The organism is Pseudomonas eucalypticola, assembly GCF_013374995.1.
Lineage (GTDB): Bacteria > Pseudomonadota > Gammaproteobacteria > Pseudomonadales > Pseudomonadaceae > Aquipseudomonas > Aquipseudomonas eucalypticola.
In genome coordinates this window covers 5,542,071-5,561,020 of sequence record NZ_CP056030.1, presented here as the reverse complement: position 1 = coordinate 5,561,020, position 18,950 = coordinate 5,542,071, and the positions used below count along the sequence as shown (strand labels likewise).

Annotated in this window: 20 protein-coding genes; 16 read left to right on the top strand and 4 right to left on the bottom strand. The window is 62.2% G+C overall.

Features of this window, described 5'->3' with window-relative positions; genetic code table 11:
• Nucleotides 1-98 precede the first annotated feature (98 nt).
• The 5 genes from HWQ56_RS24875 (at nt 99) to bamJ (ending at nt 4,746) form a co-directional block, all read left to right on the top strand.
• A complete protein-coding gene (locus HWQ56_RS24875; RefSeq protein ID WP_176571996.1) occupies nt 99-2,537 on the top strand; it encodes a Lon protease family protein in 2,439 nt (812 codons plus the stop codon).
• A gap of 161 nt (nt 2,538-2,698) precedes the next feature.
• Nucleotides 2,699-3,019, top strand: coding sequence for a PA4575 family protein (locus tag HWQ56_RS24870; RefSeq protein WP_158153828.1), 321 nt, complete (start codon nt 2,699-2,701; stop codon nt 3,017-3,019).
• Between the two features lie 91 nt (nt 3,020-3,110).
• Nucleotides 3,111-3,599, top strand: coding sequence for a TIGR00645 family protein (locus HWQ56_RS24865; RefSeq protein WP_008371599.1), 489 nt, complete (start codon nt 3,111-3,113; stop codon nt 3,597-3,599).
• A gap of 103 nt (nt 3,600-3,702) precedes the next feature.
• Nucleotides 3,703-4,008: a DUF6482 family protein gene (locus HWQ56_RS24860; protein ID WP_158153827.1), complete on the top strand. Its 306-nt coding sequence runs from the start codon at nt 3,703-3,705 to the stop codon at nt 4,006-4,008.
• Between the two features lie 120 nt (nt 4,009-4,128).
• Nucleotides 4,129-4,746, top strand: coding sequence for a BamJ family beta-barrel-assembly machinery protein (gene bamJ, locus HWQ56_RS24855; protein ID WP_158153826.1), 618 nt, complete (start codon nt 4,129-4,131; stop codon nt 4,744-4,746).
• Nucleotides 4,747-4,837: 91 nt separating this feature from the next.
• On the opposite strand, the gene HWQ56_RS24850 is transcribed toward bamJ, so the two are convergent.
• The 3 genes from HWQ56_RS24850 to HWQ56_RS24840 form a co-directional block, all read right to left on the bottom strand.
• Nucleotides 4,838-5,080 (bottom strand): PA4570 family protein, encoded by a 243-nt coding sequence (locus HWQ56_RS24850; protein ID WP_158153825.1) that lies wholly within the window; start codon nt 5,078-5,080, stop codon nt 4,838-4,840.
• A 138-nt stretch (nt 5,081-5,218) separates the two neighbouring features.
• Nucleotides 5,219-5,560, bottom strand: a complete 342-nt coding sequence (locus HWQ56_RS24845) for a zinc ribbon domain-containing protein YjdM (RefSeq protein ID WP_158153824.1) — start codon at nt 5,558-5,560, stop codon at nt 5,219-5,221.
• Nucleotides 5,561-5,724: 164 nt separating this feature from the next.
• Entirely contained in the window at nt 5,725-6,693 is a 969-nt protein-coding gene (locus tag HWQ56_RS24840; protein ID WP_158153823.1) for a polyprenyl synthetase family protein, read from the bottom strand.
• A gap of 239 nt (nt 6,694-6,932) precedes the next feature.
• Between HWQ56_RS24840 and rplU the strand changes: the two genes are divergently transcribed.
• The 6 genes from rplU to HWQ56_RS24810 all read left to right on the top strand — a co-directional run bounded on the left by rplU (nt 6,933) and on the right by HWQ56_RS24810 (nt 11,939).
• A complete protein-coding gene (gene rplU / locus HWQ56_RS24835) occupies nt 6,933-7,247 on the top strand; it encodes a 50S ribosomal protein L21 (protein WP_007950961.1) in 315 nt (104 codons plus the stop codon).
• Between the two features lie 34 nt (nt 7,248-7,281).
• Nucleotides 7,282-7,539: a 50S ribosomal protein L27 gene (gene rpmA, locus HWQ56_RS24830; protein ID WP_003281574.1), complete on the top strand. Its 258-nt coding sequence runs from the start codon at nt 7,282-7,284 to the stop codon at nt 7,537-7,539.
• A gap of 186 nt (nt 7,540-7,725) precedes the next feature.
• A complete protein-coding gene (gene cgtA / locus HWQ56_RS24825; protein WP_158153822.1) occupies nt 7,726-8,949 on the top strand; it encodes an Obg family GTPase CgtA in 1,224 nt (407 codons plus the stop codon).
• Nucleotides 8,950-9,119: 170 nt separating this feature from the next.
• Nucleotides 9,120-10,238, top strand: a complete 1,119-nt coding sequence (gene proB / locus HWQ56_RS24820; RefSeq protein WP_158153821.1) for a glutamate 5-kinase — start codon at nt 9,120-9,122, stop codon at nt 10,236-10,238.
• A gap of 9 nt (nt 10,239-10,247) precedes the next feature.
• Nucleotides 10,248-10,709 (top strand): CreA family protein, encoded by a 462-nt coding sequence (locus tag HWQ56_RS24815; RefSeq protein WP_158153820.1) that lies wholly within the window; start codon nt 10,248-10,250, stop codon nt 10,707-10,709.
• Nucleotides 10,710-11,177: 468 nt separating this feature from the next.
• The gene (locus tag HWQ56_RS24810; RefSeq protein ID WP_158153819.1) at nt 11,178-11,939 is read left to right on the top strand and encodes a LuxR family transcriptional regulator; all 762 of its coding nucleotides are present in this window, start codon (nt 11,178-11,180) and stop codon (nt 11,937-11,939) included.
• Between the two features lie 79 nt (nt 11,940-12,018).
• On the opposite strand, the gene rpsT is transcribed toward HWQ56_RS24810, so the two are convergent.
• Nucleotides 12,019-12,294 carry a 30S ribosomal protein S20 gene (gene rpsT, locus HWQ56_RS24805; RefSeq protein ID WP_027981210.1) on the bottom strand — a complete coding sequence of 92 codons (276 nt, stop codon included), beginning with the start codon at nt 12,292-12,294 and terminating at the stop codon, nt 12,019-12,021.
• A 252-nt stretch (nt 12,295-12,546) separates the two neighbouring features.
• Here rpsT and murJ point away from each other — a divergent pair, with 252 nt between their 5' ends.
• The 5 genes from murJ to fkpB all read left to right on the top strand — a co-directional run bounded on the left by murJ (nt 12,547) and on the right by fkpB (nt 18,918).
• Nucleotides 12,547-14,085 (top strand): murein biosynthesis integral membrane protein MurJ, encoded by a 1,539-nt coding sequence (gene murJ / locus HWQ56_RS24800; RefSeq protein ID WP_176571995.1) that lies wholly within the window; start codon nt 12,547-12,549, stop codon nt 14,083-14,085.
• A 108-nt stretch (nt 14,086-14,193) separates the two neighbouring features.
• Nucleotides 14,194-15,147 (top strand): bifunctional riboflavin kinase/FAD synthetase, encoded by a 954-nt coding sequence (ribF, locus tag HWQ56_RS24795; RefSeq protein WP_158153817.1) that lies wholly within the window; start codon nt 14,194-14,196, stop codon nt 15,145-15,147.
• Nucleotide 15,148: 1 nt separating this feature from the next.
• On the top strand, nt 15,149-17,980 hold the full coding sequence (ileS, locus tag HWQ56_RS24790) for an isoleucine--tRNA ligase (RefSeq protein WP_176571994.1): 2,832 nt from the start codon (nt 15,149-15,151) through the stop codon (nt 17,978-17,980).
• Nucleotides 17,973-18,488 carry a signal peptidase II gene (gene lspA, locus HWQ56_RS24785; RefSeq protein ID WP_158153815.1) on the top strand — a complete coding sequence of 172 codons (516 nt, stop codon included), beginning with the start codon at nt 17,973-17,975 and terminating at the stop codon, nt 18,486-18,488. Before ileS ends, lspA begins: the two co-directional genes overlap by 8 nt.
• Nucleotides 18,481-18,918, top strand: coding sequence for an FKBP-type peptidyl-prolyl cis-trans isomerase (gene fkpB, locus HWQ56_RS24780; protein WP_008371575.1), 438 nt, complete (start codon nt 18,481-18,483; stop codon nt 18,916-18,918). The genes lspA and fkpB overlap by 8 nt, the downstream gene beginning before the upstream one ends.
• Nucleotides 18,919-18,950 lie beyond the last annotated feature (32 nt).

The following is an 18,950-nucleotide window of genomic DNA, read 5'->3' as shown; positions in this document are numbered from 1 at the left end:
GCTCCCATCATCAGCGATCAACTTCCGCAAGCGCTTGCAGCTTGAAGCTTTTCAGCGCCAGAATGCCGTCATCTGCCCCGCCGAAGTAAGGATGCCCGATGCCTGATCCTGTTGCTGCCAGCCTGCGTCTTGCGCCAGAAGCGCTGACCCGTCCGTTTTCCGCTGAACAGTTCAGCTTCTCCACCACCAATGATCTGGAGCCCTTTCGCGGTGTGCTTGGCCAGGAGCGCGCAGTCGAGGCGCTGCAATTTGGTGTGGCCATGCCACGCCCTGGCTACAACGTATTCGTCATGGGTGAGCCGGGCACCGGCCGCTTCTCGTTCGTCAAACGCTACCTCAAGGCTGAGGGCAAGCGTCTGCAGACCCCGCCGGACTGGGTGTACGTCAACAATTTCGACGAGCCTCGCGAGCCGCGCGCGCTGGAGCTGCCACCGGGCACCGCCGGCGCCTTCATCGCCGACATCGGCGGGCTGATCGACAACCTGCTCTCCACCTTCCCAGCGGTGTTCGAGCACCCGTCCTACCAGCAGAAGAAGAGTGGCATCGACCGCGCCTTCAACCAGCGCTACGACCGTGCCCTGGACGTCATCGAGCGCCTGTCGCTGGAAAAGGACGTGGCGCTGTACCGTGACAGCAGCAACATCGCCTTTACGCCCATGCTCGATGGCAAGGCCTTGGACGAGGCCGAGTTCGCGCAACTGCCTGAAGCCGACCGTGACCGCTTTCACCAGGACATCTCCGACCTGGAAGAACGCCTCAACGAGGAGCTGGCCAGCCTGCCGCAGTGGAAGCGCGAGTCCGGCAACCAGCTGCGCCAGCTGAACGAAGAAACCATTACCCTGGCCTTGCAGCCTCTGCTGGCGCCGCTGTCGGAAAAATACGCCGAGAACGCCGCGGTGTGCGCCTACCTGCAAGCCATGCAGGTGTACCTGCTGAAAACCGTGGTCGAGCAACTGGTGGACGACAGCAAGACCGATGCCCAGGCTCGCAAACTGCTCGAAGAGCAATATGCCCCGAGCCTGGTGGTGGGCCACCCCAACAGTGGTGGCGCACCCGTGGTGTTCGAACCGCACCCCACCTATGACAACCTGTTCGGCCGCATCGAATACAGCACCGACCAGGGCGCGCTGTACACCACCTACCGGCAACTGCGACCGGGGGCGTTGCACCGCGCCAACGGCGGTTTCCTGATTCTGGAAGCCGAGAAGATGCTGGGCGAGCCTTTCGTATGGGATGCGCTCAAGCGCGCCCTGCAATCGCGCAAGCTGAAGATGGAGTCACCGCTGGGCGAGTACGGCCGCCTGGCCACCGTCACCCTGACGCCGCAGATGATTCCCTTGCAGGTCAAGGTGGTGATCATCGGTTCGCGGCAGTTGTATTACGCCCTGCAGGACGCCGACCCGGACTTCCAGGAGATGTTCCGGGTGCTGGTGGACTTCGATGAAGACATCCCCATGGTCGACGAGAGCCTTGAGCAGTTCGCGCAGTTGCTCAAGACCCGCACCTCGGAAGAGGGCATGGCACCGCTGACCGCCGACGCGGTGGCGCGCCTGGCGACCTACAGCGCGCGGCTGGCCGAGCACCAGGGGCGCCTGTCGGCGCGCATCGGTGACCTGTTTCAGTTGGTGAGCGAGGCAGACTTCATTCGCCACCTGGCCAACGACGAGATGACCGACGCCGGCCATATCGACCGTGCCCTCAGGGCCAAGGCCACGCGCACCGGCCGGGTGTCGGCGCGCATCCTGGACGACATGCTGGCCGGCATCATTCTGATCGACACCGACGGCGCTGCCGTGGGCAAGTGCAACGGCCTGACGGTGCTGGAAGTCGGGGATTCGGCCTTCGGCGTGCCGGCGCGCATTTCCGCCACGGTGTACCCGGGCGGCAGCGGCATCGTCGACATCGAGCGTGAGGTCAACCTGGGCCAGCCGATTCACTCCAAAGGCGTCATGATCCTCACCGGTTACCTGGGTAGCCGCTATGCCCAGGAGTTCCCGCTGGCGATTTCGGCGAGTATCGCCCTGGAGCAGTCCTACGGCTACGTGGACGGTGACAGCGCGTCGCTGGGCGAGGCCTGCACGCTGATCTCGGCGCTGTCGCGCACGCCGCTCAAACAATGCTTCGCCATCACGGGCTCCATCAACCAGTTTGGTGAAGTGCAGGCGGTGGGCGGGGTCAACGAGAAGATCGAAGGCTTCTTCCGCCTGTGCGAAGCGCGCGGCCTGACCGGTGAGCAGGGGGCGATCATTCCCCACGCCAACGTCGCCACCCTGATGCTGGACGAGAAGGTGCTGCAGGCTGTCCGCGCCGGCCAGTTCCACGTGTACGCGGTGCGCCAGGCCGACGAGGCCCTGAGCTTGCTGGTAGGCGAGGACGCGGGTGCGCCGGACGCCGATGGCCAGTTCCCCGAGGGTAGCGTCAACGCCCGGGTGGTGGAGCGTCTGCGTGAAATCGCCGAAATGATCAGCGAGGAAGACCTCAAGGAGGCAGAGAAGGAGCATGCCGAGGCCGAGTTGGCCGAGGTCAAGCCAGCCTGAAGCGGGGAGGGCGCCGGATGACCATTCGGCGCCTGACCAGGCAGTCGCACATTGCCAGCGGTGGATTTCTTCTATCCTCAGGGCATGGATAGCCACGGGTCGCTGGATTGAAACAGTCTTCCACTGAAGGCTGAAGCAGTGTTTTATTGAGGAGCGACGTCATGCCGCGCAACCTCAGCCTTACGCGTCAATGCCTGGGTCTGGTGACCCGAATCGAATGCAGCATACGCCCACTGGCCGGTGACAGCGGCATGTGGACCCTGCTTTTCGCCGCTGGCATGGCAGGCGAACAACCTTCCGCCATCAAGTCCCAAGGGCCGTTCCCCGGCCCTACCGTCGCCGAATCGGTGATGGACGCCATCGTCGACAGCTTGACCTTGCACGGCTACCAGGTAGCGGGTGACCCGCAGATCTGGTCGCTGCACTTGCAGGCGCAGTTGCGCAAGATCAATGGCGAGCGATGTCACCGCTGTTCCTCCTGACGCGGATGTGGCGCAGTGTCGCAGGAGGCGGTGCGGTGACCTGGCGGGTATAATCGGCGCCCCGATTTCTACCCGCCAGGTACAGTTTTCAATGGAACGCTTTATCGAAAAAACCATGTACGCCTCTCGTTGGCTACTGGCACCCATCTACGTCGGCTTGTCGCTGGGCCTGCTCGCCCTGGCGCTGAAGTTCTTCCAAGAGGTTTTCCACGTCATTCCCAATGTGTTCTCCATGGGCGAGGCGGACCTGATCCTGGTGCTGCTGTCGATGATCGACATGGCCCTGGTCGGCGGGTTGCTGGTAATGGTGATGCTGTCGGGCTACGAAAACTTCGTGTCCCAGCTGGACGTGGACGAAGGCCAGGAAAAGCTCAGCTGGCTGGGCAAGATGGACTCCAGCTCGCTGAAAATGAAGGTGGCCGCCTCCATTGTCGCGATCTCGTCCATTCACCTGCTGCGCATGTTCATGGACGCCCGCAATATCGAGCCTGAGTACTTGAAATGGTATGTGATCATTCACATGACCTTCGTGATCTCGGCCTTCGCCATGGGCTACCTGGACAAGCTGACCAAGCACTGAGCGGCGCCAATCGGACCAGCGGCGCGGCAGCTGCCTTGTGCTTTGCCCGCTGCTGTACGAAGAATGAAGTGTTGAAGCCATTCGACCCATTCGAGGTGCAGTCATGAATGTTCAGGAACTGACCACCCACGCCCATGCCGGTCTGATCGACGAGCTGAACCTGATATCCCTGGAAGGCGGTATCTACTTGCTCGAAGCGCGCATGCATGGCAAATCCCACCCGCTCAACGACGCCAGTGGCCACGCCATGCACCTGCGTTCGGTCGAGCATGCCCGCGACCTGCTGCGGCAATTGCCGGAGGTGCCGTTTCACCTGATCCACGGTTCGGTGCATGACGAGATGTGCGGCCTGGGCGACAGCGCCGAGGAAGATCTGCGCGTGCCTATCTCATTCCGCTCGCGCCACTGACGCCACAAGCTGAACTGACGTACTCAGTGTGCTAGTCTGCTCGCCCTTTTGGTTTGGGCCCGGGACGGCAGGCGGTGGTATTCGCCTGCTCGCTGACGGGCCCTGCAGCGGAGCACCGAGATGTCCGAAGTAAACCTGTCCACCGACGAAACGCGCGTAAGCTACGGCATTGGCCGTCAACTGGGCGACCAGCTGCGCGACAACCCGCCACCGGGTGTGAGCCTGGACGCCATCCTGGCCGGCCTGACCGATGCCTTCAATGGCCTGCCTAGCCGTGTCAGCCAGGAAGACCTGTCTGCCAGCTTCAAGGTTATCCGTGACATCATGCAAGCCGAAGCGGCTGCCAAAGCTGAAGCCGCCGCTGGCGCTGGCCTGGCGTTCCTGGCCGAAAACGCCAAGCGCGAGGGTATCACCACCCTGGCATCGGGCCTGCAATTCGAAGTGCTGACCGCTGGCGAAGGCGCCAAGCCATCGCGCGACGACAGCGTGCGCACCCACTACCACGGTACCCTGATCGACGGCACCGTGTTCGACAGCTCGTATGAGCGTGGCCAGCCGGCCGAATTCCCGGTCAGCGGCGTGATCGCCGGTTGGACCGAAGCGCTGCAACTGATGAACGCCGGCAGCAAATGGCGTCTGTACGTGCCAAGCGAACTGGCCTACGGTGCCCAGGGCGTTGGCAGCATCCCGCCGCACAGCGTGCTGGTATTCGACGTAGAGCTGCTGGACGTACTGTAAGCACTGCAGAGGTGTAGCAGTGGCCGTCAGGCCGCGTCACGGGCGCCCGGACGCCGCCTGGCGGCAGCCGCTGCACATCGGGTCAGCCGCTTCAATGCAGGCTGCTTACCGGGCGCAACGCTCGGGCATAGCAGAACAGGAACAGGTTTCGCACCAGTTCCTTGAGCACGATGGGCTCGCTGGAGCTCAGCCCCGACAGGTCCAGGTCACCCTGGTCACGCAGTTCATCCAGTGCCTCTTCCTCCAGCACCGCACACACTTCGCCGGTTTCGCGATGCAATATGCGCAGGTAAGGGTGAGGGCGGTCCAGCCAGGCATCGATCAAATAAGTCATGTCAGTTCTCCTTGAAAGCGTTCAATGAGAATAATTCTTATTCAAGGAATAGCAAGGCTCTATTGGAGGATTTTTTCCATTCAGGGAAAGATCAGGGGCCGCAGGCCGCGCCGGGCAGCCTCGCGACCATTCGTCAGATCAGACTTTGCGTACGAACTCGGACTTCAATTTCATCGGGCCGATGCCCTCGATCTTGCAGTCGATGTCATGATCGCCGTCGCACAGGCGGATGTTCTTGACCTTGGTGCCGACCTTGACCACCAGGGAGGTGCCCTTGACCTTGAGGTCCTTGATCACGGTGATGGTGTCGCCATCCTGCAGCACATTGCCTACCGCATCCTTTTTCACCGCGTCATTGCCGCCCGTCTCGGCTTCGCCGCTGGCCGACCACTCGTGGGCGCATTCAGGGCACACCAGCTGGGTGCCGTCCTCGTAGGTGTATTCGGAATTGCATTTGGGGCAGGCAGGCAGAGTGCTCACGCGGGTTCCTCGGCGGGTGGGCAAAATAAAGGCGCAGATTATATAGGGTTTTTATCGCAGGCGGGGGAATTGCGGGGGAGGCTTTCCCGAGCTGCGCCAGATCCCACGAGGAAATGCGTTCCACTGTGGGGCTGGGCGAAGCCCGGAAAGCAGGCGACTCGGTATCAGTGGGTGCGCGCTACGGCGAACTCACTCAGCTCAACCAGTGCGTCGCGGTATTCGCTGGGCGGCAGGGCATCAAGGCAGGCGATGGCGCGCTTGACGTAGTCGCGCGCCAGCTGGGCGGTGTATTCCAGGGCGCCGGAGGCTTCCACGGCAACGCGGATGCTTTCCAGGTCTTCGATCCCGCCTTTCTGAATGGCCTTGCGCACCAGGGCGGCCTGCTCGGCGGTGCCTTCGCGCATGGTGTAGATCAGTGGCAGGGTCGGCTTGCCTTCGGCCAGGTCGTCGCCGACGTTCTTGCCCAGGGTCTCGGCGTCGCCCTTGTAGTCCAGCAGGTCGTCGACCAGTTGGAAAGCCACGCCCAGGTGGTCACCGAAGGTGCGCAGGGCCTCGGCCTGTTCCGGCGTCGCTTCGGCCAGGGCCGCGGCGCTGTGGGTAGAGGCTTCGAAGAGCATCGCGGTCTTGCCGCGGATGACTTCCATGTACACTTCTTCGGTGGTGCTGGCGTCGCGCACCTTGGACAGTTGCAGCACTTCGCCTTCGGCGATCACGCGGGTAGCCTGGGACAGGATGCGCATCACCGGCATGGAGCCCAGTTCTACCATCATCTCGAACGAGCGCGAGTACAGGAAGTCACCTACCAGGACGCTGGGTGCGTTGCCCCACATGGCGTTGGCGGTGGAGCGGCCACGGCGCATGCCCGACATGTCGACCACGTCGTCATGCAGCAGGGTGGCGGTATGCAGGAATTCGATGGTGGCGGCCAGCAGGCGCAGCTCGTCGCCTTCGCGGCCCAGGGCCTTGCCACACAGCAGCACCAGCAGCGGGCGCAGACGTTTGCCCCCGGCTGACGTAATATAGTCACCGATTTTCGACACCAGCGGTACGCGCGAAGTCAGTTGCTTCTTGATGATGACGTCGACGGCGTTGAAATCGTCCGCCACCGCGCGGTAGAAAGCTTGGGGTTGCATCAGCGACAGGTGCTCCAGAAGGGATGCGCGGCATGCTAGGTCGCGGGTCCCGCCCTGTCAAGGCGCGATGGACGGCCACTTGCAAGCGGGGCGGGGCTTGCGTACAATCGCGCACCCTGAACTTCCTGGGCAGCACCTGCCTTACGCAATTGCATTTGGGTCGTTCCACCCCATGCAGCCATGCCAGCCGACACTCTACTTATAAAGAGCTGGGTGAGCAGGATTATCGGAGAAATACCATGTCTTACGCAGTAATTGTTACCGGTGGCAAGCAGTACAAAGTCGCCCCGGGTGAGTACCTGAAGATCGAGAAACTGGAAGTCGCCACTGGCGAATCCGTGACCTTTGATCGCGTTCTGCTGGTCGCCAACGGCGACGACGTCAACATCGGCGCCCCCGTTGTTGCTGGCGCTACCGTTGTGGCTGAAGTGATCTCCCAAGGTCGTCACGACAAGGTTCGTATCATCAAGTTCCGTCGTCGTAAGCACCACATGAAGCGCATGGGCCACCGCCAGTGGTACACCGAGATCAAAATCACCGGTATTCAGGCTTAATTTCAGCCTAATTCCTCACTAGGAGAATTGACTCATGGCACACAAAAAAGCTGGTGGTAGTACCCGTAACGGTCGCGACTCAGAAGCCAAACGCCTTGGCGTGAAGATGTATGGCGGCCAGGCTATCAAAGCAGGCAACATCATCGTGCGTCAGCGCGGCACCCAATTCCACGCTGGCTACGGCGTTGGCATGGGTAAAGATCACACTCTGTTCGCTAAAGTCGAAGGCGTGATCAAGTTCGAAGTAAAAGGCGCCTTCGGTCGTCGTTACGTGAGCGTAGTCGCGGCCTAATCGCGAGTTCGCTGGGAAAGCCCTGTCTTGCGACGGGGCTTTTTCGTTTGTGGGGTGAGTCTCTTGCAAAGCTGTTGCCTGGGCCGCTGGCGCGAGTATCGTTAATGGGGTCCGCCATGCTCATTTTTGCAAGAGCCTTATGTCTTTGCTTTTTTTGGCTCGTCCGTAAGGCGAGAGGCGTTTTTCATGAAATTTGTTGATGAAGTATCCATCCGCGTGAAAGCGGGCGACGGCGGCAATGGTTGCATGAGCTTCCGCCGTGAAAAGTTCATCGAGAACGGTGGCCCCAACGGCGGTGATGGCGGTGACGGCGGTTCGATCTACATGGTCGCCGACGAAAACCTCAACACCCTGGTGGACTACCGTTACACCCGCCACTTCGACGCCGAACGCGGTTCGAATGGCGGTAGCACCGACTGCACCGGCAAGAAGGGTGAAGACCTGGAGCTGCGCGTGCCGGTCGGCACCACGGTGATCGACTCAGCCACCCAGGAGGTCATTGGCGACCTGGTCAAGGCTGGCCAACGCCTGCTGGTTGCCCATGGCGGCTGGCACGGCCTGGGCAACACCCGCTTCAAGTCCAGCACCAACCGTGCGCCGCGCCAGACCACGCCAGGCAAGCCGGGCGAGCAGCGCGACCTGAAGCTGGAAATGAAAGTGCTGGCCGACGTGGGCCTGCTGGGCTTGCCGAATGCCGGCAAGAGCACCTTCATTCGTTCGGTATCGGCCGCCAAGCCGAAGGTTGCCGACTACCCGTTCACCACCTTGGTGCCAAACCTGGGCGTGGTCAGCGTTGACCGCTGGAAGAGCTTCGTCATCGCCGACATCCCTGGCCTGATCGAAGGGGCCTCCGATGGTGCTGGCCTGGGGATTCGCTTCCTCAAACACCTGGCGCGTACCCGTGTGCTGCTGCACCTGGTGGACATGGCGCCGCTGGACGAAACCAGCCCGGCTGACGCGGCCGAGGTCATCGTCAACGAGCTGACCAAGTTCAGCCCGTCGCTGGTGGAGCGTGAGCGCTGGCTGGTGCTGAACAAGTGCGACCAGATCCTGGAAGAAGAGCACGAAGAGCGCGTCAAGGAAATCGTCGACCGCCTGGAGTGGGAAGGCCCGGTCTATGTGATCTCGGCTATCGCCAAAGAAGGCACCGAGCGCCTGACCCGTGACCTGATGCGCTACCTGGAAGACCGTGCCGACCGCCTGGCCAACGACCCGGCCTACGCGGCCGAGCTGGCCGACCTGGACCAGCGCATCGAAGACGAGGCGCGTGCCCAGTTGCAAGCCCTGGACGATGCCCGCGCCCTGCGCCGTACCGGCGTCAAGAGCGTGCACGACATCGGCGAAGACGACGGCTTCTGGGATGAAGAGGACGCCGAAGACGGCCCGGAGGTCATCTACGTGCGCGATTGACTGGTGTGGCGCGTTTTCCCGAGCTTCGCCCTGCAGTCTCTTGTGGAGGCCGCGCGAAGTTCGGGAAGCAGGCGCCGCCGATCTGCCCGTAGTAAACTACAGCGCCGCTCCCCTGGGAGCGGCGTTTTGGTTTCTACGAATAATTTCTCCCGGGCATAGGTTGGAAGAACATGCGGAGCAAGGTGACAGGTGCGCAGCGCTGGGTCGTGAAAATCGGCAGCGCGTTGCTGACAGCAGACGGCAAGGGCCTGGACCGTGCCGCCATGGGCGTGTGGGTCGAGCAAATGGTGGCCTTGCACGAGGCGGGCGTTGAGCTGGTGCTGGTGTCCTCGGGCGCCGTGGCGGCTGGTATGAGCCGCCTGGGCTGGGCGAAGCGCCCCAGTGGCATGCATGAACTGCAGGCCGCAGCCGCCATTGGCCAGATGGGCCTGGTGCAGGCCTGGGAGTCGAGTTTCGCCGAGCATGGCCGCCACACGGCGCAGATCCTGCTGACCCATGACGACCTGTCCGACCGCAAACGTTACCTCAATGCACGCAGCACCCTGCGTACCCTGGTGGAGTTGGGGGTGATCCCGGTCATCAACGAAAACGACACCGTGGTCACTGACGAAATCCGCTTCGGCGATAACGACACCCTGGCGGCTCTGGTAGCCAACCTGGTGGAGGCTGACCTGCTGGTGATTCTCACCGACCGCGACGGCATGTTCGACGCCGACCCGCGCAACAACCCGGATGCCCAATTGATCTACGAAGCGCGGGCCGATGACCCTGCCCTGGATGCCGTTGCGGGCGGTACCGGCGGCGCCCTGGGGCGCGGCGGCATGCAGACCAAGCTGCGCGCTGCGCGGTTGGCTGCGCGTTCCGGCGCCCACACCATCATCGTCGGTGGGCGCCTGGAGCGTGTGCTGGACCGCCTCAAGGCCGGCGAGCGTCTGGGCACCCTGTTGTCGCCCGAGCGCGGCATGCTGGCGGCGCGCAAGCAGTGGCTGGCCGGCCACCTGCAGACGCGCGGTACCCTGACCCTGGATGCGGGCGCCGTGCAGGCGCTGCTGGAAGGGCACAAGAGTCTGCTGCCGGTGGGTGTGAAGGGTGTGCTGGGCGCGTTCCGTCGCGGTGAAATGGTGGTGTGCCTGGGGCCGGACGGCAAGGAAGTGGCCCGCGGCCTGGCCAACTACAGTGCTGCCGAGGCACAGAAAATCATCGGCCAATCTTCCGAGGCCATCGAAAACCTGCTGGGCTACATCGCCGAGCCGGAACTGGTGCACCGCGACAATCTGATTCTGGTCTGAGGGTTAACCATGCGTGCGATCAAGGGAATGCTGGGCCTGCTGCTGGTCCTGCCGCTACTTGCTTCGGCTGAAGAGATCGGCCAGGTGTCGACGGTGTTCAAGTTCGTCGGCCCCAACGACCGTATCGTCGTGGAGGCATTCGACGACCCCAAGGTGCCGGGCGTGACCTGCTACCTGTCTCGCGCCAAGACCGGTGGCATCAAAGGCGGCCTCGGGTTGGCCGAAGATCGCGCCGAATCATCCATCGCCTGTCGGCAGGTGGGGCCTATCCACCTGCCTGATGACCTGAAGGATGGCGAGGAAGTGTTCAAGGAGCGGACCTCGCTGGTCTTCAAGACCATGCAGGTGGTGCGATTCTTCGACAAAAAGCGTAATACCTTGGTGTACCTGGTTTACAGCGATCGCGTTATCGAGGGTAGTCCGCAAAACGCGGTCACAGCGATTCCGATTCTGCCCTGGCCGCAGCCCTGATCGGCTGCAAGTCAAGTCATTGAAAACGGCGGGCCTGGCTCGCCGTTTTTTATTGCCTGTTATAAAGTTCGAGGGGTAATAGTTCCAGTTCGATTGTCTTATTAATAGCTCGTCGTCATGGAGATGGTTTCCTTGTGGAAAGTACAGTGGCGGTGGGTGGGCGGTTTATATATGTCCAGTGCGGGCACTTGCGCAACTTCGCGTTGTTGTAAAGTGTCTCGCTCCTTTGTAATTGCTGGGGATAGGGGTAATCCCTTGTTCTGCATCGGTGCGCGCCCGAAGATGGCCTGGGTGCATTTCCCCTGGTTTCGAAAAGTGTTTCGGCGCATTGACACGTTTTGCGACCATGCGTACTGTCCCGCCCTGTCGCAGCCGGCGCGACGGCGGGCGCTCTCGGTCGAGGGGGTCTAGTCAGGGGGATAGCGCTGTCCCTCTTTTGATTATCTATATATCGATTGCGGGAATGTTATGGAAAGCCGGGTGTTGAATCGGACGGTCAATCATGGCCGTCTGTTGGAAAGTTCATTGTTGGCCGAGTTTGCTTTATTGGCAGGGCGTGCGCATCAGCGGGGCTGGGAGTTGCGATTGCGGGCGGTCATGAAGCGCATGAGCTATCGTTATTATTCATTGTCATTCGGGCCGACCAAGGGCGGCGCCCCTGCTCGGCCATTGAACAACTTCCCTCGAAGTTGGCAGGAACATTATGAGGCGCAACATTATCAAGAGATGGATCCGATAGTTCGTCATTGTCGCCAGCATTTGAAACCATTGTTCTGGGAGCGTGCGCAGCGAAGGGCGCGCGGGCGCTCCCGGGAGTTCTGGGAGGCGTGCGGGGCTCATGGCATGCGCAATGGGGTCAGCATTCCGTTGCGGGACAGGGCGTGGGTGGGGGCATTGAGCGTGGCCCACTCGGTCGACGATGGAGAGCGACCGGCGGGCGCTGACGACGATGACCTGGGGGTGTTGTTCATGCTGGTCCCCTACTTGATCGAAGGGTTGCAGCGCAGGGTAGCGATCGAGCGTTCGCCCGAATCCTGTCTTACCCATAAGGAGGCGGAATGCCTGGGGTGGGCGAGTGTGGGCAAGACCAGCTGGGAGATCGGCCGCATTATCGGCTGTGCCGAGCGCACGGTGGATTTTCACATTGCCAATGCGGGCCACAAGTTGGGGTCCACCAACCGCGGGCACGCCATTGGCATTGCGGTGTCTCAGGGGCTGATCTCGTTCTGAAGGCTGCGATGGTTTCGCGAATCGCAGGCAACAAAAAACCGACCCTGGGGTCGGTTTTTTGGTACATCAAGCAATAAGCTTAGGCGGCAGCCTGAACCAGTGCTTTGATGTGGCCATTCAGACGGCCTTTATGGCGAGCAGCCTTGTTCTTGTGGATGATGCCTTTATCGGCCATACGGTCGATAACTGGCACGGCCAGAACGTAAGCAGCTTGTGCTTTTTCGGCGTCTTTTGCGTCAATGGCTTTGACTACATTCTTGATGTAGGTGCGGACCATGGAACGCAGGCTGGCGTTGTGGCTGCGACGCTTCTCAGCCTGTTTTGCACGTTTTTTGGCGGAAGGTGAGTTGGCCACCGTCGAGCTCCTCGAAAGACTTTTTTAAATAGCAAACAAAATAGGCCGCGAATCATGCCGATGACTGGATCTGTTGTCAAGGGTGCTTGAGACGTTCCGCTGAGTGGTCATTGCCGAAGTGAGAGATTCCCTTCTGGCGCCTGACCTGTAAACTCGCGAGTTTTGGCTCTGCCTGCTGATGCGGCGCGGAGTATCGCACAGTTGCGCGCAATCTCGCGCTGCTCTTTGTCCAGAAGGCAGAAAAATCTTTCGATGAATCTTCTCAAGTCACTGTTCGCGGTCAGCTCCATCACCATGATCTCGCGGGTGCTGGGCTTCGTGCGCGACACCCTGATCGCCCGTATTTTCGGTGCCGGCATGGCCACCGACGCCTTTTTCATCGCCTTCAAGCTGCCCAACCTGCTGCGGCGCATCTTCGCCGAGGGTGCTTTCTCCCAGGCATTCGTGCCCATCCTGGCCGAATACAAGAGCCAGCAGGGCGAGGAGGCGACGCGCACATTCATCGCTTATGTGGCGGGCATGCTGACGCTGGTCCTGGCGCTGGTGACGGTAGTGGGCATGATCGCCGCGCCATTCGTCATTTGGGTGACCGCGCCGGGTTTCGCTGATACCCCGGAAAAATTCCAGCTCACCGCCGACCTTCTGCGGGTGACCTTTCCCTATATATTGCTGATCTCGCTGTCGTCCTTCGTTGGCGCCATCCTCAATACCTGGAACCGCTTTTCGGTACCGGCCTTCACGCCGACGCTGCTCAACATCGCGCAGATTATCTTCGCGCTGTTCCTGACGCCCTATTTCCACCCACCCATCATGGTGCTGGCCTGGGGCGTGCTGGCCGGCGGCCTGGCGCAGTTGCTCTACCAACTGCCGCACCTGAAAAAGATCGGCATGCTGGTACTGCCACGCCTGAACCTGCGCGACACGGGCGCGCTGCGGGTAATGAAACAGATGGGGCCAGCCATTCTCGGCGTGTCGGTGAGCCAGATTTCGCTGATCATCAACACCATCTTCGCCTCGTTCCTGGCGGCCGGCTCAGTGTCGTGGATGTACTACGCCGACCGGCTGATGGAGCTGCCTTCCGGTGTGCTGGGCGTGGCCTTGGGCACCATCTTGCTGCCGACCCTGGCCAAGACCTACGCCAACAAGGACCGCCACGAGTATTCGCGCATCCTGGACTGGGGCCTGCGCCTGTGTTTCATTCTGGTGCTGCCCTGTGCCGTGGCCCTGGCCCTGCTGTCCGAGCCATTGACCGTGGCATTGTTCCAGTACGGCAAGTTCGACGCCTTCGACGCTTCCATGACCCAGCGGGCGCTGATTGCCTATGCGGTGGGCCTGCTGGGCATCATCCTGATCAAGGTGCTGGCGCCGGGCTTTTATGCCCAGCAGAACATTCGCACCCCGGTGAAGATCGCCATGTTCACCCTGGCCGCCACGCAGTTGATGAACCTGGCGTTCATCGGCTCCCTGGCCCACGCCGGGCTGGCCCTGGCCATCAGCGGTGGTGCCTGCCTGAACGCTGGCTTGCTGTACTGGCAGCTGCGCAAGCAGGACATGTTCCAGCCGCAGCCGGGCTGGCTGAAGTTTTTCATCAAGTTGTTGCTGGCCGTGGTGGCCATGGCGGCCGTGCTGCTGGGCATGATGCAGTTCATGCCGGCCTGGTCGGAGGGCCAGATGCTGGCGCGCTTCCTGCGCCTGGGCGCCCTGGTATTGACAGGCGTGGTAGTGTATTTCGGTGTGCTGTTCGCTTTCGGCTTCCGGCTGCGGGATTTCGCCCGTCGCGGGCTGGCCTGAGCGTCAGTTGTCGGTTTTCCGGTTTAGTCACCCGCACGAGGCAGCGGCGCCTGTCGCCAGCGCCCGTGTGTGGTTATAATCGGCCACTTTATGAGCAAGAAGCGCGTTATGCAGCTGGTTCGAGGCCTCCACAACCTGCGGCCCCAACATCGGGGCTGTGTCGCCACTATTGGCAACTTTGACGGTGTTCACCGTGGCCACCAGGCTATCCTGGCACGGCTGCGCGAGCGTGCGCGGGAGTTGGGCGTACCCAGCTGCGTGGTGATCTTCGAACCGCAGCCGCGCGAGTATTTCGCCCCCGACACCGCCCCGGCCCGCCTGGCGCGCCTGCGCGACAAGCTCGCGCTGCTGGCCGAGGAGGGCGTCGACCGGGTGTTGTGCCTGGCGTTCAACCAGCGCCTGTGCAAGCTCAGCGCCGCCGAGTTCGTCGACACCATCCTGGTCGACGGCCTGGGCGTGCAGCACCTGGAAGTGGGCGATGACTTCCGCTTCGGCTGCGACCGCCTGGGCGACTTCGACTTCCTGTTGCAGGCGGGCGTGGTCCAGGGCTTCACCGTGGAAGCGGCGCAAACCGTGGAGCTCAATGGCGTGCGGGTCAGCAGCACGCAAGTGCGCAAGGCCCTGGCCGCCGCCGATTTTTCCCTGGCCGAGCAACTGCTCGGCCGCCCGTACCGCATTGCCGGGCGGGTGCTGCACGGCCAGAAGCTGGCCCGTCAACTGGGTTGGCCGACCGCCAACGTGCAGCTCAAGCGCCGTCGCGTGCCGTTCACCGGGGTGTACCAGGTGAGCGCCGAGATCGACGGCACAACCTGGCCGGGAGTCGCCAACATAGGCGTGCGGCCAACGGTTGCAGGTGATGGCAGTGCCCACCTGGAAGTACATTTGCTGGACTTTGCCGGTGACCTCTATGGCCGGCGTTTGACGGTGGTGTTCCACCACAAGCTGCGTGATGAGCAGCGTTTCGCCTCCCTTGAGGCGCTGAAGTCGGCGATCGATGCGGATGTCGCCGCCGCCCGAGCCCATGCCCTTGAGCATCGGCCAACTGCTAACCCAAGAGCCTGAAATGACCGACTACAAAGCCACGCTAAACCTTCCGGACACCGCCTTCCCAATGAAGGCCGGCCTGCCCCAGCGCGAGCCGCAAACTCTGCAGCGCTGGGACAGCATTGGCCTGTACCAGAAGCTGCGTGAAATTGGCAAGGACCGTCCCAAGTTCGTGCTGCACGACGGCCCTCCGTACGCCAACGGCAGTATTCACATCGGTCATGCGGTCAACAAGATCCTCAAGGACATGATCATCCGTTCCAAGACCCTGGCCGGCTTCGATGCGCCGTACGTGCCGGGCTGGGACTGCCATGGCCTGCCGATCGAGCACAAGGTGGAAGTCACCCACGGCAAGAACCTGGGCGCCGACAAGACCCGCGAACTGTGCCGCGCCTATGCCAGCGAGCAGATCGAGGGCCAGAAGGCCGAGTTCATTCGCCTGGGTGTGCTGGGTGACTGGGCCAACCCCTACAAGACCATGAACTTCACCAACGAGGCCGGCGAAATCCGCGCCCTGGCGGAAATGGTCAAGAACGGTTTCGTGTTCAAGGGGCTCAAGCCCGTGAACTGGTGCTTTGACTGCGGTTCGGCCTTGGCCGAAGCGGAAGTCGAATACCAGGACAAGAAATCCGACACCATCGACGTGGCCTTCAATGTCGCCGACCAGCAGAGCCTGGCCGACGCCTTTGGCCTGCCGGGCCTGGACAAGACCGCGGCCATCGTGATCTGGACCACCACCGCGTGGACCATCCCGGCCAACCAGGCGCTGAACGTGCACCCGGACTTCACCTACGCCCTGGTGGACGTCGGTGACCGCCTGCTGATCCTGGCCAAAGAACTGGTCGAAGCCTGCCTGAGCCGTTACGGCCTGACTGGCAACACCATCGCCACCGCCAAGGGCTCGGCCCTGGAAAACATTCACTTCCAGCACCCGTTCTACCACCGTACTTCGCCGGTTTACCTGGCCGAGTACGTGGAGCTGGGTGCCGGTACCGGCGTGGTCCACTCGGCACCTGCCTACGGTGAAGACGACTTCGTGACCTGCAAGAAATACGGCATGGTCAACGACGAGATCCTCAACCCGGTGCAGAGCAACGGCGTGTACGTGGATTCGCTGGAGTTCTTCGGCGGCCAGTTCATCTGGAAGGCCAACCCGAACATCATCGCCAAGCTGGCCGAAGTCGGCGCGCTGATGAACACCGAAACCATCAGCCACAGCTACATGCACTGCTGGCGCCACAAGACCCCGCTGATCTACCGCGCTACCGCGCAGTGGTTCGTGGGCATGGACAAGCAGCCTGCCGAAGGCGCCACCCTGCGCAACCGCGCGGTCAAAGCCATCGAAGAGACCAAGTTCGTCCCGGCCTGGGGCCAGGCGCGCCTGCACTCGATGATCGCCAACCGTCCGGACTGGTGCATCTCGCGTCAGCGCAACTGGGGCGTGCCGATCCCGTTCTTCCTGCACAAGGAAAGCGGCGAGCTGCACCCACGCACCGTCGAACTGATGGAAGAAGTGGCCAAGCGCGTTGAAGTCGAGGGCATCGAAGCCTGGTTCAAGCTGGACGCCACCGAACTGCTGGGCGCCGAAGCGGCCCAGTACGACAAGATCAGCGACACCCTGGACGTGTGGTTCGACTCCGGCACCACCCACTGGCACGTGCTGCGCGGTTCGCACCCCATGGGCCATGAGACCGGCCCGCGTGCCGACCTGTACCTGGAAGGCTCCGACCAGCACCGCGGCTGGTTCCACTCGTCGCTGCTGACCGGTTGCGCCATCGACAACCACGCGCCGTACCGTGAACTGCTGACCCACGGCTTCACCGTGGACGAGAACGGCCGCAAGATGTCCAAGTCGCTGGGCAACGTCATCGCCCCGCAGAAGGTCAACGATACCCTGGGCGCCGACATCATGCGCCTGTGGGTCTCGGCCACCGACTACTCGGGCGAAATGGCCGTGTCGGACACCATCCTGCAGCGCAGCGCCGACGCCTACCGCCGTATCCGCAACACCGCGCGCTTCCTGCTCTCGAACCTGAGCGGCTTCAACCCGGCCACCGACCTGCTGCCGGCCGACGAGATGATCGCCCTCGACCGCTGGGCCGTCGACCGCGCGCTGTTGCTGCAACGCGAGCTGGAAGAGCACTACAGCGAATACCGCTTCTGGAACGTGTACTCCAAGGTCCACAACTTCTGCGTGCAGGAGCTGGGTGGTTTCTACCTGGACATCATCAAGGACCGCCAGTACACCACCGGCGCCAACAGCACCGCGCGCCGTTCGTGCCAGACCGCGCTGTACCACATCTCCGAAGCGCTGGTGCGCTGGATCGCGCCGATCCTGGCCTTCACCGCTGACGAGCTGTGGCAGTACCTGCCGGGCGAGCGCAACGAATCGGTGATGCTCAACACCTGGTACCAGGGCCTCACCGAACTGCCGGAAGGCTTCGAGCTGGGCCGCGAGTACTGGGAAGGCGTGATGGCGGTGAAGACCGCGGTCAACAAGGAACTGGAGAACCAGCGCGCGGCGAAAGCCATCGGTGGCAACCTGCAGGCCGAAGTGACACTGTATGCCGACGAAGCCGTGAGCACCGACCTTGCCAAGCTGGGCAACGAGCTGCGCTTTGTGCTGATCACTTCCAAGGCCAGCGTCGCGCCGTTCGTCGATGCCCCCGCCGATGCCGTGGTCACTGAAGTAGCGGGCCTGAAGCTGAAAGTGGTCAAGTCCGGCTACACCAAGTGCGCCCGTTGCTGGCACTTCCGCGATGACGTCGGCGTGAACGCCGAGCATCCGGAAATCTGCGGCCGTTGCGTGGACAACATCAGCGGTGCGGGCGAGGTGCGTCACTATGCCTAAGGCCGATGCCGGGCGCTTCGGGCGCCTGGGTTGGCTCTGGTTGAGCGTGCTGGTTCTGGTCCTCGACCAGGCCAGCAAGATCTACTTCCAGAGCAACCTGAGCCTGTACCAGCAAATGGTGGTCATTCCCGACTACTTCAGCTGGACCCTGGCCTACAACACGGGCGCGGCCTTCAGCTTCCTCGCCGACAGTTCCGGCTGGCAGCGCTGGCTGTTCGCCCTGATCGCGGTGGTGGTCAGCGCCGTGCTGCTGGTGTGGCTCAAGCGCCTGGGCCGCCATGAAAACTGGCTGGCCGTGGCCTTGGTGCTGGTACTGGGCGGCGCGCTGGGCAACCTGTACGACCGTATCGTGCTGGGCCACGTGATCGACTTCGTGCTGGTGCATTGGCAGAACCGCTGGTACTTCCCGGCGTTCAACCTGGCCGACAGCGCCATTACCATCGGCGCGGTGATGCTGGCCCTGGACATGTTCAAGAGCAAGAAAACCGGAGACGCGGTCCATGACTGAGCAGCGTATCGCTCAAAACACCGAAGTGACCCTGCACTTCGCCCTGCACCTGGAAAACGGTGACACCGTCGACAGCACCTTCGACAAGGCCCCGGCCGTGTTCAAGGTGGGCGACGGCAACCTGTTGCCCGGTTTCGAGGCGGCGATCTTCGGTTTCAAGGCCGGTGACAAGCGCACCGTGGTGGTCCCGCCGGAGAACGCCTTCGGTCAGCCCAACCCGCAGAACGTGCAGATCATGCCACGCTCGCAGTTCCAGGACATGGAGCTGTCGGAAGGCCTGCTGGTGATCTTCAACGACGCGGCCAATACTGAACTGCCCGGCGTGGTGAAGGCGTTCGACGACGCGCAAGTGACCGTCGACTTCAACCACCCGCTGGCTGGCAAGACCCTGAACTTCGAAGTGGACATCATCGAGGTCAAGGCTCTCTGAGCCTTGCCCCAGCGCGCAAGCACGAGGCACAG

Excerpts from the sequence above, each read along its gene's own strand:
- HWQ56_RS24875 (WP_176571996.1), top strand. The coding sequence starts at position 99 with ATGCCTGATCCTGTTGCTGCCAGCCTGCGTCTTGCGCCAGAAGCGCTG.
- HWQ56_RS24870 (WP_158153828.1), top strand. The coding sequence starts at position 2,699 with ATGCCGCGCAACCTCAGCCTTACGCGTCAATGCCTGGGTCTGGTGACC.
- HWQ56_RS24865 (WP_008371599.1), top strand. The coding sequence starts at position 3,111 with ATGGAACGCTTTATCGAAAAAACCATGTACGCCTCTCGTTGGCTACTG.
- HWQ56_RS24860 (WP_158153827.1), top strand. The coding sequence starts at position 3,703 with ATGAATGTTCAGGAACTGACCACCCACGCCCATGCCGGTCTGATCGAC.
- bamJ (WP_158153826.1), top strand. The coding sequence starts at position 4,129 with ATGTCCGAAGTAAACCTGTCCACCGACGAAACGCGCGTAAGCTACGGC.
- HWQ56_RS24850 (WP_158153825.1), bottom strand. The coding sequence starts at position 5,080 with ATGACTTATTTGATCGATGCCTGGCTGGACCGCCCTCACCCTTACCTG.
- HWQ56_RS24840 (WP_158153823.1), bottom strand. The coding sequence starts at position 6,693 with ATGCAACCCCAAGCTTTCTACCGCGCGGTGGCGGACGATTTCAACGCC.
- rplU (WP_007950961.1), top strand. The coding sequence starts at position 6,933 with ATGTCTTACGCAGTAATTGTTACCGGTGGCAAGCAGTACAAAGTCGCC.
- rpmA (WP_003281574.1), top strand. The coding sequence starts at position 7,282 with ATGGCACACAAAAAAGCTGGTGGTAGTACCCGTAACGGTCGCGACTCA.
- cgtA (WP_158153822.1), top strand. The coding sequence starts at position 7,726 with ATGAAATTTGTTGATGAAGTATCCATCCGCGTGAAAGCGGGCGACGGC.
- proB (WP_158153821.1), top strand. The coding sequence starts at position 9,120 with ATGCGGAGCAAGGTGACAGGTGCGCAGCGCTGGGTCGTGAAAATCGGC.
- HWQ56_RS24815 (WP_158153820.1), top strand. The coding sequence starts at position 10,248 with ATGCGTGCGATCAAGGGAATGCTGGGCCTGCTGCTGGTCCTGCCGCTA.
- HWQ56_RS24810 (WP_158153819.1), top strand. The coding sequence starts at position 11,178 with ATGGAAAGCCGGGTGTTGAATCGGACGGTCAATCATGGCCGTCTGTTG.
- murJ (WP_176571995.1), top strand. The coding sequence starts at position 12,547 with ATGAATCTTCTCAAGTCACTGTTCGCGGTCAGCTCCATCACCATGATC.
- ribF (WP_158153817.1), top strand. The coding sequence starts at position 14,194 with ATGCAGCTGGTTCGAGGCCTCCACAACCTGCGGCCCCAACATCGGGGC.
- ileS (WP_176571994.1), top strand. The coding sequence starts at position 15,149 with ATGACCGACTACAAAGCCACGCTAAACCTTCCGGACACCGCCTTCCCA.
- lspA (WP_158153815.1), top strand. The coding sequence starts at position 17,973 with ATGCCTAAGGCCGATGCCGGGCGCTTCGGGCGCCTGGGTTGGCTCTGG.
- fkpB (WP_008371575.1), top strand. The coding sequence starts at position 18,481 with ATGACTGAGCAGCGTATCGCTCAAAACACCGAAGTGACCCTGCACTTC.